Below are 14,270 nucleotides of genomic sequence, written 5' to 3'. Positions count from 1 at the left end.
CGTCGTGGCGAGGATCGGAATCGACGGGCGGCGCACGGGTGAGGCGCGCCCGGAGCTCAAGAGCCTGGTGGACGAGACCGGGGTGGTGCCCCGCGCGGCGGAGCTCGGCGAGGCCCGGGAGGTGCTGGCCCGCGAGGGCGTCGTCCACATCCCCGGCGCCGGTCCGGACCCGGAGGCGATGGTCGTCGCCGCGGCCACCCTGCTCGGCGGACGGCTGCGCGAGCTGTTCGGCATCCGGCCTCAGGGCGGTACCGACTCCCCGGTCCTGGGTCTGCACAACGACGGCGCCTACCTGGAGGCCGACGTGCACGGCCGCACCGTGCGGCTGCGCGACCCCGACGAGGACTTCCTGTTCATGCACTGCACGTCGCCGGCGCCGTCCGGGGGCGACTCGGTGCTCGTCGACGGCTACGCGCTGGCCGACCGGCTCGCCGCGGAGCACCCGTCGCTGTACGGGTTCCTGACCGGCAGCGACGTCGACTTCTTCGGCAGCCGCACGAACCCGCCGCGCGGGGTCCCGCTGACGCCGCTGCTGCGCCGGATGATCGAGCACACCCGGGGTGGTCGGCGCGCGGTCCGGGCGAGCGACTACGTGCTGCCGGTGCCGCGCGAGCCGTACTGGGACGCCCACCTCGCGCACATCGAGTCCTACGCCGACGTGCTCGCCACCGCGTTCGACGCGGCGCCGCGGTTCCGGCTGGAGAGCGGCGACCTGCTGGTCCTGGACAACTACCGCTTCCTGCACGGCCGGGACGCGTTCACCGGCACCCGGGAGCTGCACGTGCTCTCGGTGCGGACGACCGAGGCGTTCTGAGCCCCACCCCCCGACGCAAACGGCCGCCCTCCCGGTGCGGGAGGGCGGCCGTCGTGACGTACGGAGCCGCTCAGTCCATCGCTCAGTCCATCGTGAACGGGTCGTAGGTGATGCGGTCGAGCGGCGTGCCCGCGACCAGCATCCGCGACACCGTGGACCGGATCATCGCTGGCGACCCGCAGACCAGGACGTCGTGGTCGCTCCAGGCGCCGAACCGGGTCACGACGTCGGCCAGGGTGCCGGTCTCGGCGCCGGAGGGCTCGTCCTCGTACTCCACGACCGGGATGACATCGAGCCACGGGTAGTTGTAGGACAGCTTGCGCAGCGAGGTGAAGTCGTACAGGTCGTCCCACGTCCGGCCGCCGACGAAGACCTGGGTGCGCGGCGGCTGGGGGCGCCGGCCGACCTCGTCGAGCAGGGCCTTCATCGGCGCGACGCCGGTGCCGCCCGCCACCATCAGCAGCTCGCGCCGGGTGTTCTGCGGGACGGCCATCCGGCCCATCGGCGGGCCGATCCGCCAGGTCTCGCCGACCCGGCTGTGCGCGACGATCGCGCGGCTGACCCAGCCGCCCTCGACCGCGCGGACGTGGAACTGGATGGTCCCGTCGCGACGCGGCGCGTTGGCGGGGGACAGGTAGCGCCACAGCCGCGGGCGGTGCGGCGTCTCCACCGAGACGTACTGGCCGGCCTGGTACGGCACCGGCTGGTCGGTCGCGACGGTGACCACGGCCAGGTCCCAGCCGATCCGGCGGTGCTCGACGACCCGGCCCAGCCAGGACGCCGGCCCGCGCTCGGCCGCGGCGGCCTGCTGCATCGCGTCCGCGACGATCCCGTACGCGCCGACCCAGGCCTTCTCGATCTCCGGGGTCCAGTTCTCGCCCGCGAACGTGGCGATCGCCGACAGCAGCGCCGCGCCGACCGCGTCGTAGTGCTGGGACAGCACGCCGAACTTGCGGTGGTCGCGGCCGAGCTGCTGCAGGAACGGGACGAGGTCGTCGGGCTGGTCGACCATCTGCACCACGTGCACGAGGGCGCGCAGCAGCCGGCTGCGCTGCACCTCCATGTTCACGGGGAACAGGTCACGCGTCTCGGGTGCCTTGCTGAACAGCGTGGCGTAGAAGTGCTTGCCGATCTCCTCGGCCTGCGGCTCGACGAGGGCGAAGCTGGTCCGGATGAGCTCGACGGTGCGATCCGCCTCCGAGGCGGGGCGTCGCGGCGGGGCGACGTCGCCGGCGATCAGCTGGTCAGCAGTCATGCCTGGCGGACACTCTCCTCGGTCGTGCTCCGTGCCGCGGTGACACCGGGCGTCGACGCCCGCGTTCCGCCGGTTAGGGTACGCGAGAGACTCCGTCCGCCGGTACGGCGTACGCCGACCGGCTCACCAAGGTGTGGTGAGCGGGTACGCATCGTCACTCATCATCCGTTCGGGGACGGCGGTCACTCGTCATGGTGTGGGGGGCGCCGGGCTCAGGATAGCGCCCATCGTGCGGAAAGCCGACGTGGCGGTGGCCCGGCCGGTCGGAATGGTGATCGTTTGGTCCTGGCCGTGCCGGATGGCACGGTTGTCCTGTGCCGTTGCGAATCCCCGCCGTCGTCCTGCCCGGACGGGGCCGTCCGGCCGTGCCGCGGGTCGTCGTCCCCGCGCCCTCGGAGCGGGGCCCGTCCTCCGATGTCCGGGAGGTCCCGGAGGTCCCGGACGGACCGCACCGGCCCGGCTCCGCGGGTGAGCACGCGGTGCAGGCCGAGGTGGGCAGCTCCGCCCGCGCCGACCGGTTCTACGACGACCAGCTCCGCGACCGGCTGCTGCCCCGGATGATCGAGTTCGTCGGACGGATGGAGATGGCCTTCGTCGCGACGTCCGACGCGCACGGCGAGTGCGACAGCTCGCTGCGGGCGGGCCCGCCCGGGTTCCTGCACGTGCTGGACCCGCACACGCTGGCCTACCCCGAGTACCGGGGCAACGGCGTCTACGCGAGCCTCGGCAACCTGATGGAGAACCCGCACATCGGGCTGCTGATGGTCGACTTCACCGAGTCCCTGATCGGGCTGCACGTCAACGGCCGCGCCCGGATCATGGACGACGACGCCTTCCGCGCCGTCCACCCCGGGCGCGCGCGTGACGACCACGCCGCGGGCCGCCGCGTCGAGCGCTGGGTGGTGGTGGACGTCGAGGAGGCCTACATCCACTGCCGCAAGCACATCCCGCGGATGGAGCGGGTGACGCAGCGGCGGGCCTGGGGCACCGACGACCCGGCCCGCAAGGGCGGCGACTTCTTCGGTGCGCGGGGGACGGCGCCGCGCGTGCCGCGACCGCCGCGTCGGCGGTTCCCGAGCACGACCCATCTGGTGTCGGGCGCATCACGTTCGTTGCGCGGTCGTACCACCCGTCGCTGACCTGCGGTGACGAGGATGGCGCGACAGTGAGCCGATTAGGTGACGTTCGGACCGTCACTTCCGAGGCGCGGCCTCGTTGATCGCTGCAGATCGTCACCGGCCGGGCACATCTGGTCGAATCCGGGCGATCGGACGGGTTGCGGCTCCCACGGGCTCCGGGAGCCGCGACCACCCGTCCTGAATCGGATACACAGGAGAAGCAGGAATGCTGTCGAAGAAGAAGCTGGGCATGGTCGTGGCCGGCTCCGCCGCCGCCCTCGCCGCCGCCGCACCGTTCGCCTTCGCGGGCGACTACGGGAACGACAAGGGTCACCACCACGGTGGCGGCGACAAGAACTGCGCCTTCGAGGGTGGCGACGCGTCCGCCCGCGGCGGTGCCGAGGGTGGTCTCGCCGGCCTCAACGTCCTCGCCCCGATCGCGGGCAACCAGATTGCCAACATCGGCAACTGCAGCGACTTCCTGAACGACGTCGTCGACGTCAAGGACAACCTGAACGGCACCCAGATCGCGGTGCTCGGCGACAACCACCGCTGAGCGCGCCCTGCGCCACCGTTCCACCCCGCGGCCCGTCCGGATCCTTCCGGGCGGGCCGCGGTCGTTCCTCCGAACTCCCCCACCCTGAGTGGAACAGACTCAACTTTCCTGCTGTTGAACCTGTCGAGAGGCGTACCCTCCGGCACACTGTGAGAGCAGTGGCCCGGGGTGCCGCTCCCCATGCACAGACCGTCGGCACAGAAGGACCGGGAGGAACGCGGAGCATGGACTCCTTCAACCCCACCACCCGTACCCAGCAGGCCATCTCCGCAGCCGCCCAGGCCGCGACGCTGGCCGGGAACCCCGATGTCGGGCCCACCCACCTGCTGGGTGCCCTGCTGGCCCAGGGCGACGGCATCGCCGCGCCGCTGCTGGCTGCCGTCGGGGCGGACGCGGACGCCGTCCGATCCGAGCTGACCGCGCTGGGCAACCGGCTGCCGTCGGCCTCGGGCTCGTCGGTGAGCGCGCCGCAGCTGTCCCGTGACGCGCTGGCCGCCATCACCGCGGCCCAGCAGCTCGCCACCGAGATGGGTGACGAGTACGTCTCCACCGAGCACCTGCTCGTCGGGCTCGCGCGGTCCGGCGGCCCGGTCGCCCAGCTCCTGCAGCGCCACGGCGCCACGCCGGACGCGCTGCGCGAGGCGTTCGGCAAGGTCCGCGGCTCCGCCCGGGTGACCAGCCCCGACCCCGAGGGCAGCTACCATGCCCTGGAGAAGTACGGCCAGGACCTCACCGCCCGCGCGCGCGAGGGTGAGCTCGACCCGGTCATCGGCCGGGACACCGAGATCCGCCGCGTCGTACAGGTGCTGTCGCGGCGCACCAAGAACAACCCGGTGCTGATCGGTGAGCCGGGCGTCGGCAAGACCGCGATCGTCGAGGGCCTGGCCCAGCGGATCGTGGCCGGTGACGTGCCCGAGTCGCTGCGCGGCAAGCGGGTCGTCGCCCTCGACCTGGGGTCGATGGTGGCCGGCGCGAAGTACCGCGGCGAGTTCGAGGAGCGGCTCAAGGCCGTCCTTAAGGAGATCACCGACTCCGCGGGCGAGGTCATCACCTTCATCGACGAGCTGCACACGATCGTCGGTGCGGGCGCGTCCGGTGAGGGCGCGATGGACGCCGGCAACATGATCAAGCCGATGCTCGCCCGCGGTGAGCTGCGGATGGTCGGCGCGACCACGCTCGACGAGTACCGCCAGCACATCGAGAAGGACCCGGCGCTGGAGCGCCGCTTCCAGCAGGTGCTCGTCGGGGAGCCGTCGGTCGAGGACACCGTCGGCATCCTGCGCGGGCTCAAGGAGCGCTACGAGGTGCACCACGGCGTCCGGATCACCGACGCCGCGCTCGTCGCCGCCGCCACCCTGTCCGACCGCTACATCACCGCCCGGTTCCTGCCGGACAAGGCCATCGACCTGGTCGACGAGGCCGCGTCCCGGCTCCGGATGGAGATCGACTCGCGCCCGGTGGAGATCGACACCGTGGAGCGGGCCGTCCGTCGCCTCGAGATCGAGGAGATGGCGCTGGAGAAGGAGTCCGACGCGGCCTCGGCCGACCGGCTCGTCGCGCTGCGCGCCGAGCTGGCCGAGAAGCGCGAGGAGCTGGCCGCGCTGACCGCGCGCTGGCAGAACGAGAAGGGCGCCATCGAGGCGACCCGCGAGCTCAAGGAGCAGCTGGAGCAGCTGCGCGGCGAGTCCGAGCGGGCCGAGCGCGACGGCGACCTGGGCCGGGCCGCGGAGCTGCGCTACGGCCGCATCCCGGCGCTGGAGAAGGAGCTCGCGGAGAAGACCGCCGTCGTCGAGAAGCACGAGGACGTGATGCTCAAGGAGGAGGTCGGCCCGGACGACGTCGCCGACGTCGTCAGCTCCTGGACCGGCGTGCCCGCCGGCCGGATGCTGGAGGGCGAGACCGCCAAGCTCCTGCGCATGGAGGACGAGCTGGGCCGGCGCGTGGTCGGCCAGGCCGAGGCCGTGCGCGTGGTGTCCGACGCGGTGCGCCGGACACGTGCCGGCGTCGCGGACGAGAACCGGCCCACCGGGTCGTTCCTGTTCCTCGGGCCCACCGGCGTCGGCAAGACCGAGCTGGCCAAGGCGCTGGCCGAGTTCCTGTTCGACGACGAGCGGGCGATGATCCGCATCGACATGAGCGAGTACTCCGAGAAGCACTCGGTGGCCCGCCTCGTCGGTGCCCCTCCCGGCTACGTCGGGTACGACCAGGGCGGTCAGCTCACCGAGGCGGTGCGGCGGCGTCCCTACAGCGTCGTGCTGCTCGACGAGGTCGAGAAGGCCCACCCGGACGTCTTCGACACGCTCCTGCAGGTGCTCGACGACGGCCGGCTCACCGACGGCCAGGGCCGCACGGTGGACTTCCGCAGCACGATCCTGGTGCTGACGTCCAACCTGGGCAGCCAGGCCATCGCCGACCCCTCGCTGGACGACAAGGGGCGCAAGGACGCCGTCATGTCGGTCGTCCGGTCGCACTTCAAGCCGGAGTTCCTCAACCGGCTCGACGACGTCGTGGTCTTCCACGCGCTGTCGACCGAGGAGCTGACCCACATCGTCGACATCCAGGTCGGCGTGCTGGCGCGGCGGCTCGCGAAGCGGCGGCTCTCGCTGGAGGTCACCGACGCGGCCCGCGAGTGGCTCGCCCTCAACGGGTTCGACCCGGTCTACGGCGCGCGTCCGCTGCGCCGGCTGGTGCAGTCCGCGATCGGCGACCAGCTCGCCCGCGAGCTGCTGTCCGGCGGCGTCCGCGAGGGCGACACGGTCCGGGTGGACCTGGACCCCTCGGCCGACGGCGGGACCGGTGCCCTGGTCGTCGGCAAGGCACTGGAGCCGGTCGCGATCGCGAACTGATCCACCGGTTCGCCCGTGGGCCCCGACGGTGCACGTCATCGTCGGGGCCCACGGAGTCCTTCACCGCCGAGCAGCCCTCCGCCGGGCGGACCTGGCTGGACGAGTACCGCACCCGCATCGACACGATCCGGCTCCGGGCCGAGGAGGCCCGGGACCGGGTGGCGACGGTGACGGCGACCGCGCGCACCCGCGACGGCGCGGTCGTCGTCACCGTCGACGCGTCCGGGACGCTGACCGACCTGCAGCTCGGCGTACGGGCCGAGGAGCTGCCGCGGGCCCGGCTCGCCGAGACGGTCCTGCGGCTGAGCCGGGAGGCCGCCGCCGACGCCGCCGCGCAGGTGGCGGCCATCGTGGAGCCGCTGACGACGGGCGGCGGGCGGTGACGGGCCCCGGCTTCTCGGTCGACACCGACACGGTCTCGACCCATGCCGGGGTTCTCGACGACGCCGGCTCCACCGTCACCGGGATGCGCCCGTCGCTCGCCGAGCTCGACTCCGACGCCTACGGGGTCATCGGCGACTTCTTCTCCGCCCAGGCCACCTCGGCCATGCGGGCCGGGGTCGAGGCCGTGGACCGCCTCGCCTCGGAGCTGCACGAGCTGGCGACCGCGGCACGGGAGTCCGTCACCGCGTATCTCGAGGTGGAGAGCCGGGTGGTCGACGGCCTGCTCGGCGTCGACGTCCCGACGGCCCCGTCACCGGTCGGGGCGGACCGGTGACGGCGCCGGTCGAGGTGGAGGGGCCCGGCCCGCTCGAGGGTGCAGGGGTGTTCTCCTCGTTCGAGGACGTCGGGAAGGCGGTCGGGGAGCAGGACACCGGCGGCATCGTCACGGCCACGGCCGTCGCCGGGCTCGACACGCTGAGCGTGGTCGCCGACCCGCTGAAGGAGCTCGGGGCGGCCGGTGTCGGCTGGGCCATCGAGCACGTCGACTTCCTGCGCGAACCGCTGGACTGGCTCTGCGGTGACGCGAAGCAGATCGAGGCCCGGGCGAAGGACTGGCAGCAGATCTCCCGCGAACTGGCCGCCCTCGTCCCGGAGATCGAGACCGTCCTCGCCGCCCCCGGCGCCTGGACCGGCACGGCCGGGGACGCGTTCCACGGTGCCGCCGCGACACGCGTCGAGGCCGCGCGACGCCTGTCCGAGACCGCCCACGAGGTGGCCGACGTCGTGCTGACCTCGGCCTCGATCGTCGGTACCGAGCGCGCGGTCGTACGCGACATCATCGCCGAGTTCGTCGTGCGGCTCATTCCGAAGCTGCTCGCGTGGGCCGCGGGCGCCGTGGTGACGGTGGGGGTCGCCGCGCCGGTCGGCATCGCGGTCCTCGTCCTCGACGCCGTCGACCTGGCGCGCACGATCGTCCGCCGGGTCGAAGAGGTCATCGGGCTGCTGGAGGAGTCCGCCGCGGTGGCACGCCGGCTGGAGGACACGATGCGGACCGGGCTGCTGCCCGGGATCGCGGACCCGGCGGCGCGGAAAGCCGTCGAGGAGACCGTGACCCTCGGGCAGGACACGGTGCTGGAGTACGGCAAGAACGACGCGGCGCGCCGGGCCACGGCGGCCGAGTGGGACGAGGAGGCATCCGGCTGAGACCCCGACCGCGCCGAACGTGCACGTCCGTGTCGTGGCGTTACCACTCCACGAGCCCGGTCGGGACTACGCTCCCCGGCATGTCGGTCTGGTTCGTCATCGCCCTCGTCGCGATCGTCCTCGGCGTCGGTCTGCTGCTGTTCGACCGGTTCCGCGGGGGTGCGACGCGGGACCGCCGCCGCTGGGCCTCCATGCGGGAGTGGGAGTACCTCGAGTCCGATCCCGTCCTGCCCAGCCGCTGGCGCTACGGGACGATCCACCAGGGCGGCCCCGGCGTGGCCCGCAACCTGGTCTCGGGCGACGTCCCCACCCCGGACGGCCCGCGCAAGGCCTACGCGTTCGACCACGAGCAGGCCGGCCGGATCAGCTCGGTGCTCTGCGCCGTGCAGGTGCACGAGTCGCTGCCCGCCGCCGTCGAGCTGCGGCTGCCCTCGGCCCCGCTGCCCGACGACGCAGGCCTCGACCTGCTCGAGCCGGTCGGTGAGCGCTACGCCTTCGTCAGCGACGCCGACGCCGTCCGTCCGCTGCTGACCCCGCGGGTCGCCGACGCCAGCGACGCGGTCGGCGAGGACGTCGAGCTGCTCTGGGCCGAGGACGCCTGGGTGCTGGCCGCCGCGCCCGTCGGGATCTCCGCCGATCGGATGCAGGACCTGCTCGCCGACCTGGCCGAGGTCGCCACCGCTCTGGAGGAGGGGCTGCACGCCCGGCGTCCCACGATCGATTCCTGACCTGCGACATCTACGCAGCGTTGACTGATCACAACGCGATGTGACCACCCGAACGCGTTAAGCCGAACGGGTACCGCTAGCCTGATCGTGTGGCTCTGGCTCTCATCACCGGCGGCGGTACGGGACTCGGCGCGGCTCTGGCCGACCGACTGGCCGCGCGCGGACACGACCTCCTGCTCGTCACCCGCGACCCCGAGCGGGTCGCCCCCAGCGCCCGGGAGCTCGCCGCCCGGTACGGGGTGCGTGCCGACGTCCTCGTCGCGGACCTCGGCACCCGGCACGGCCTGTTCCGGCTCGAGGCCCACCTCGCCGGCCCGGAGGCCCCGGCCGTCGACATCCTCGTGCACGACGCACTCGCCGACGCGGCCGCCGCGTCGGACGCCGGACAGGTGGGCGTCGACCTCGGCACGACCGCGACGATGCGTCTCACCCACGCCGCGTTGCCCGGCATGCTGCGCCGCGGCGCCGGTGGGGTCGTCGCGATCAGCGGGGACGAGCAGTCGGCTGCGTGGGCGGTCTCGTTCGTCACCGCACTCGCCCCGACCCTGACCGGCGAGGTGCACGTCGTCGCCGTCCGGGGCGACGACCGGCCGGAGTGGACCGCCGACGCCGCCGACGCGGTGCTCGACGATCTCGACGCCGGCGTCGTCGTGAGCGCCCCGCAGACCGCACCGGCCCGTCCGGACCCGGCCCGGCGCGCCGTCGCCGCGGGGGTCCGGGTGGCCCGGCGCGCCGTCGAGCTGTTCGCCGACGCGACCTGGCAGCCCACCGGCCCCGCAGCCGCTGCCGCCCCGGACGCTGCCGCCCCGGCCGTCGCGAGCCCGGCCGCGCAGGCCCGGCCGGCCACGCCCGAGGAGCTGCTCGGCGGTGCCGGGTACCGGGAGCCGGCCCGGCTGCCGGACCTGCCGTCCCGCCCGGGTGCGGGACGCGCCGTCGTCGCGGCCGGGGACTGCGGGCGGCACTGGGCGGCCGGTCCGGTGCGGACCGCCGCGCAGCGGGCCCGGGCGAGCGCCGCGGCCCGCGACCGCTCCCGTGGCCACCGGATCTCGGCCTACATGACGTCGACGGTCACCAGCTCCTGACCGTCCGGGACGGCGCGGGATGATGTCGCGGTGACGACCACCGGGACCCCGCCGCTGCCGAAGGCCGAGCTGCACCTGCACATCGAGGGCACGCTCGAACCCGAGACCGTGTTCGAGCTGGCCAGGCGGCACGACATCGCGCTGCCCTACGCCTCGGTGGAGGACCTGCGGGCCGCCTACGACTTCACCGACCTGCAGTCCTTCCTCGACGTCTACTACGCCAACATGGCCGTCCTCCGGACCCGTGACGACTTCGCCGAGCTCGCGTCGGCGTACCTGCGGACCTGCCCGGAGCAGGGCGTGCGGCACGTCGAGATGTTCTTCGACCCGCAGGCCCACACCACTCGCGGCGTGGCGATCGGTGACGTGATCGGCGGCCTGACCGACGCGGTCGAGGCCCACGCCGGCGACGTGTCGGCCGGGCTGATCCTGTGCTTCCTGCGCGACCGCTCGGCGGCCGAGGCGGAGGAGACCCTGCGGGCCGCCGAGCCGTACCTGGACCGGATCGTCGGGGTCGGGCTCGACTCGGCCGAGGTGGGCCACCCGCCGTCGAAGTTCACCGCCGTGTTCGACCGCGCCCGCGAGCTGGGGCTCAAGCCGGTCGCGCACGCCGGGGAGGAGGGTCCGGCCGGCTACGTCACCGAGGCCCTCGACGAGCTGGGCGTGCTGCGCGTCGACCACGGCATCCGCGCCATCGAGGACGACGCGCTGGTCGCCCGCCTGGTCCGCGACCGCACCCCGCTGACGGTGTGCCCGCTGTCCAATGTCCGGCTCGCCTGCGTCCCCGGGATCGGGCTGCACCCGCTGCCGGAGATGCTCGCGGCCGGGCTGAACGTGTCGGTGCACTCCGACGACCCGGCCTACTTCGGCGGCTACGCCGACGCGAACTACGCCGCCGTCCGCGAGGGCCTCGGCTTCACCGACGACCAGCTCCGCACGCTGGCTGCGAACTCGTTCAGCTCGTCGTTCCTCGACGACGCGGCGACGGAGCGGCTGCTCGCCGAGGTGCACGCCTGGCGCTGACGGACCAGTCACACCTCTCGTCGACAAGTCGTTAGCTAGCTACTATCTAGTTAGCTAACGACTTGGAGGCGACCATGACCACCCCAATCCGCAAGATCGCGCTGGAGGAGCACTTCGGCGCCACCGAACCGGACATCGTCGAGCAGTCCGAGACCCACTTCACCCCGCAGGAGTGGCCCCGGCACCGGGCGATGTTGCTCGACATCCATGACGAGCGCCTCGCGCTGATGGACGAGTGCGCCATCGAGAAGTCGGTGCTGTCGCTGCTCTCCCCCGGCATCCAGTCCCTGCACGACGCACCCCGGGCCGTCGACTGGGCCCGCCGGCTCAACGACTACGCGGCCGCCCGGGTCGCCGAGCGGCCGGACCGGTTCGCCGCGTTCGCCGCCCTGCCGATGCAGGACCCCGACGCGGCGACCGCCGAGCTCCGTCGTGCGGTGCAGGACCTCGGACTGGTCGGTGCGCTCGTGAACGGCTTCTCCCAGGTCGGCGACGCCGAGACCGTCGTCTACCTCGACGACCCGCGCTACGCGGGGTTCTGGGCGACGCTGGAGGAGCTGGGCGTGCCGCTCTACCTGCACCCCCGCGACCCGCTGGAGTCGACGAGCCCGCAGTACGACGGCCACCCGTGGCTCTACGGCTCGGCGTGGGCGTTCACCGTCGAGACCGCCACGCACGCGCTGCGGCTGATGGGCAGCGGTCTGTTCGACCGCCACCCCGGCCTGCAGGTGATCCTCGGGCACCTCGGCGAGGTGCTCCCGTGGGTGATCTGGCGGGTCGAGCACCGCCTCGCCGTCGCACCGCGCGGCCTCGACGTCCGGCACGGCTTCGGCCACTACCTGCGGACCAACTTCCACGTCACGACGAGCGGCAACTTCCGCACCCCGGCGCTGCTCAACACGCTGCAGGAGATCGGCGCGGACCGGGTGCTGTTCTCCGCCGACCACCCCTTCGAGGACATGCGCGAGGCGGCCACCTGGTTCGACCGCCTCGAGCTCAACGACGCCGACCTGGCCCGGATCGCGCACGGCAATGCCGAACGGCTGCTCGGGCTCTGAGCGCTCAGGCCGGGCGGACCGGGGTGCCGGGCGCCGTGCCGTCCGGCCCCGCGGCGTCCGCCGCGTCGATCGCTGCGGCCAGCTCCCGCAGCGCGACGACGACGGCGTCGCGCCGCCCGGGCGGCAGCATCTCCAGCGCCTGCCGCTGGCGGGCCATGGTCCGGTCGCGTGCCTGCGCCCACGCCCGGAGCCCGGCGTCGGTCACCCGCACCTCGACCCGGTGCCCGGACGGACCCACCCGTTCGCGCACCACGAGCCCGCCGTCCTCCAGCCTGGACAAGGACCGGCTCAGCGTCGGCGAGCTGACCCCGACCTCGGCCGCGAGCCTGCCCACGGTCAGTCCCGGGGCCTCGGTCAGCGGGGTGATCACTGCGAACTCGGCATCGGACAGGGACGCACCGTCGGCCCGTAACGCCGACGCACGGGCCCGGTTACGGTGCATCCGCCGGTAGACGGCCTCGCAGGCGTCGGAGAAGGAGCCGACCAGGTCCGGCGATGCGGGCTCGGGTGTGCGGTCGCCTCCGGTGGGCACCGGCCGATCTTACGGTCAGGCCGTCGCGGCGAGCCGGACCGGGCGCAACGGGTGCAGCGGGCGCCCGGCACCGGTCCGGCCCCGCTCGACGTCGAACGGCGACAGCCGGAACCGGCGGGTCCGCAGCTGGTACTCCGCGGTGTTGGCCGGCCACATCACGACGTTGACGCCCTCGTCGTTCTGGTAGTAGCTGGAGCAGCCGCCGGTCTCGTACACGGTGCGGGCCGACCGGCGCCGGATCCGCCGCGTCCAGCGCTCCTCGACGGCGGGCTTCACGTCGAGCGCGCGGATGCCCTCGGCCGCCATCCGGCACACGGCGTCGGCGACGTAGCGGGCCTGGGCCTCGGAGAACAGCAGTGTCGAACTGGCCCCGCTGGTCGCGTTCGGACCCTGCATCAGGAACAGGTTCGGGAAACCGGGGTAGCTCATCCCCAGGTAGGCGCGCGGGTAGGAACCCCAGTGGTCGTGCAGCGAGCGGCCGTGCGCGTCGTGGATGCGGCGCGCGATCGGGGCGGTCGCGCCGACCTCGAACCCGGTGGTCAGCACGATCGCGTCGACCTCGGCGCGGCTGCCGTCGCCGGAGACGACGGTCCGCCCCTCGACCCGGGTGAGTCCTCCGGTGTGCAGCGTCGTGTTCGGCGCGCTCATCGCGGGCAGGTAGTCGTTCGAGACCAGCGGCCGCTTGCAGGCGTAGTCGAAGTCGGGGGTCAGCCGGGCACGCAGCTGCGGGTCGGGTGTCTGGGCGGCGAGGTGCCGGCGGCCGACCCGGGTGAGCGCCTCGCGCAGCAGCCGCGACCGGCGGGTGGCGGCGAGCAGCTCGGCGCCGACGTACATGACGTCGAACTGCATCCGGCACAGCAGCGGGTTCGCCGCCAGCGTGCGACGGGTGCGCTCACCGACGGGCCGCTCGGGCTTGGGGAGGATCCAGGCCGGGGTGCGCTGCAGGACGTGCAGCTCGGCGACGCGCGGCTGCAGCTCGGGGACGAGCTGGACCGCCGTCGCCCCGGTCCCGACGACCGCGACGCGCGAGCCGGTCAGGTCCGCGTCGTGGTCCCAGCGGGCCGAGTGGAACACCGGTCCGGGGAAGTCCGCGAGGCCCTCGACGTCGGGCAGCTTCGGGTCCGCGACCAGCCCCGCCGCGCTGACCAGCACGTCCGCGGTGAACTCGCCGGACGGGGTCGCGATCCGCCAGCGGGCGTCCGCGGGGTCCCAGCGCGCGGACAGCACGTCGGCGTCGAAGCGGACGTGGTCGAGCAGACCGGTCGAGCGGGCCAGGCGCCGTGCGTAGTCCTGCACCTCGTGGCCGGGTGCGTAGAGGTCGCTCCAGTCCGGGTTGGTCATGGCCCGCAGCTGGTACAGCGGCGACGGCGTGTCGACGCCGACCCCGGGATAGGTGTTGTCGCGCCACACGCCGCCGACGTCGTCGGCCCGCTCCAGCAGGACGAAGTCGTGCACACCCCGCCGTAGCAGGGCCAGGCCCACGGCGAGTCCGGTGAACCCGGCCCCCACGACCGCGACCCTCGAATGACGGGGTGACGGGCCGTGCGGTCCGTCGCAGGAGCCGGGGGGAGCGGCGGGATCGACCGGCCGCTGGATCGGCAGCGCCTCGGACGTCATGGCCTCGACGGTAAAGGCTTCGTGGTGCACCGGCACGCGAGAGCGGCCGGTCTC

At 73.4% G+C, this 14,270-nt stretch carries 14 protein-coding genes; 11 read left to right on the top strand and 3 right to left on the bottom strand.

Annotated elements, in window-relative coordinates:
* Positions 1–4: 4 nt before the first annotated feature.
* Positions 5–814, top strand: a complete 810-nt coding sequence (locus tag Ae505Ps2_RS06350; RefSeq protein ID WP_158071546.1) for a TauD/TfdA family dioxygenase — start codon at positions 5–7, stop codon at positions 812–814.
* A gap of 82 nt (positions 815–896) precedes the next feature.
* Here Ae505Ps2_RS06350 and Ae505Ps2_RS06345 read toward each other — a convergent pair whose 3' ends face one another.
* Positions 897–2,069: a globin domain-containing protein gene (locus tag Ae505Ps2_RS06345; RefSeq protein ID WP_020626994.1), complete on the bottom strand. Its 1,173-nt coding sequence runs from the start codon at positions 2,067–2,069 to the stop codon at positions 897–899.
* Between the two features lie 314 nt (positions 2,070–2,383).
* Between Ae505Ps2_RS06345 and Ae505Ps2_RS06340 the strand changes: the two genes are divergently transcribed.
* The 10 genes from Ae505Ps2_RS06340 to Ae505Ps2_RS06295 all read left to right on the top strand — a co-directional run bounded on the left by Ae505Ps2_RS06340 (position 2,384) and on the right by Ae505Ps2_RS06295 (position 12,067).
* Positions 2,384–3,208 carry a pyridoxamine 5'-phosphate oxidase family protein gene (locus Ae505Ps2_RS06340; RefSeq protein WP_083695397.1) on the top strand — a complete coding sequence of 275 codons (825 nt, stop codon included), beginning with the start codon at positions 2,384–2,386 and terminating at the stop codon, positions 3,206–3,208.
* Between the two features lie 205 nt (positions 3,209–3,413).
* Positions 3,414–3,743: a hypothetical protein gene (locus tag Ae505Ps2_RS06335; protein ID WP_020626996.1), complete on the top strand. Its 330-nt coding sequence runs from the start codon at positions 3,414–3,416 to the stop codon at positions 3,741–3,743.
* A 224-nt stretch (positions 3,744–3,967) separates the two neighbouring features.
* Positions 3,968–6,589, top strand: a complete 2,622-nt coding sequence (gene clpB, locus Ae505Ps2_RS06330; protein ID WP_075553482.1) for an ATP-dependent chaperone ClpB — start codon at positions 3,968–3,970, stop codon at positions 6,587–6,589.
* The gene (locus Ae505Ps2_RS33965; protein ID WP_283160355.1) at positions 6,586–6,972 is read left to right on the top strand and encodes a YbaB/EbfC family nucleoid-associated protein; all 387 of its coding nucleotides are present in this window, start codon (positions 6,586–6,588) and stop codon (positions 6,970–6,972) included. The genes clpB and Ae505Ps2_RS33965 overlap by 4 nt, the downstream gene beginning before the upstream one ends.
* Positions 6,969–7,307: a type VII secretion target gene (locus Ae505Ps2_RS06320; protein ID WP_075309439.1), complete on the top strand. Its 339-nt coding sequence runs from the start codon at positions 6,969–6,971 to the stop codon at positions 7,305–7,307. The genes Ae505Ps2_RS33965 and Ae505Ps2_RS06320 overlap by 4 nt, the downstream gene beginning before the upstream one ends.
* A complete protein-coding gene (locus Ae505Ps2_RS06315; RefSeq protein WP_075309440.1) occupies positions 7,304–8,176 on the top strand; it encodes a hypothetical protein in 873 nt (290 codons plus the stop codon). The genes Ae505Ps2_RS06320 and Ae505Ps2_RS06315 overlap by 4 nt, the downstream gene beginning before the upstream one ends.
* 80 nt (positions 8,177–8,256) lie before the next feature.
* On the top strand, positions 8,257–8,904 hold the full coding sequence (locus Ae505Ps2_RS06310; RefSeq protein ID WP_020627000.1) for a hypothetical protein: 648 nt from the start codon (positions 8,257–8,259) through the stop codon (positions 8,902–8,904).
* Positions 8,905–8,993: 89 nt separating this feature from the next.
* Positions 8,994–9,986: an SDR family NAD(P)-dependent oxidoreductase gene (locus tag Ae505Ps2_RS06305; protein WP_075309442.1), complete on the top strand. Its 993-nt coding sequence runs from the start codon at positions 8,994–8,996 to the stop codon at positions 9,984–9,986.
* A gap of 30 nt (positions 9,987–10,016) precedes the next feature.
* Complete coding sequence (locus Ae505Ps2_RS06300; RefSeq protein ID WP_075309443.1) at positions 10,017–11,009, top strand: adenosine deaminase; 993 nt, start codon at positions 10,017–10,019, stop codon at positions 11,007–11,009.
* Positions 11,010–11,083: 74 nt separating this feature from the next.
* Positions 11,084–12,067, top strand: a complete 984-nt coding sequence (locus Ae505Ps2_RS06295) for an amidohydrolase family protein (RefSeq protein WP_075309444.1) — start codon at positions 11,084–11,086, stop codon at positions 12,065–12,067.
* 4 nt (positions 12,068–12,071) lie between these two features.
* Here Ae505Ps2_RS06295 and Ae505Ps2_RS06290 read toward each other — a convergent pair whose 3' ends face one another.
* Entirely contained in the window at positions 12,072–12,599 is a 528-nt protein-coding gene (locus Ae505Ps2_RS06290) for a MarR family winged helix-turn-helix transcriptional regulator (RefSeq protein ID WP_020625730.1), read from the bottom strand.
* A 15-nt stretch (positions 12,600–12,614) separates the two neighbouring features.
* On the bottom strand, positions 12,615–14,216 hold the full coding sequence (locus Ae505Ps2_RS06285; protein ID WP_139318887.1) for an NAD(P)/FAD-dependent oxidoreductase: 1,602 nt from the start codon (positions 14,214–14,216) through the stop codon (positions 12,615–12,617).
* Positions 14,217–14,270: the final 54 nt, after the last annotated feature.

It is taken from the genome of Pseudonocardia sp. Ae505_Ps2 (assembly GCF_001932425.1).
GTDB lineage: Bacteria > Actinomycetota > Actinomycetes > Mycobacteriales > Pseudonocardiaceae > Pseudonocardia.
Note: the sequence above shows the minus strand (reverse complement) of the source record. Positions and strands in the feature narration are given on the sequence as shown.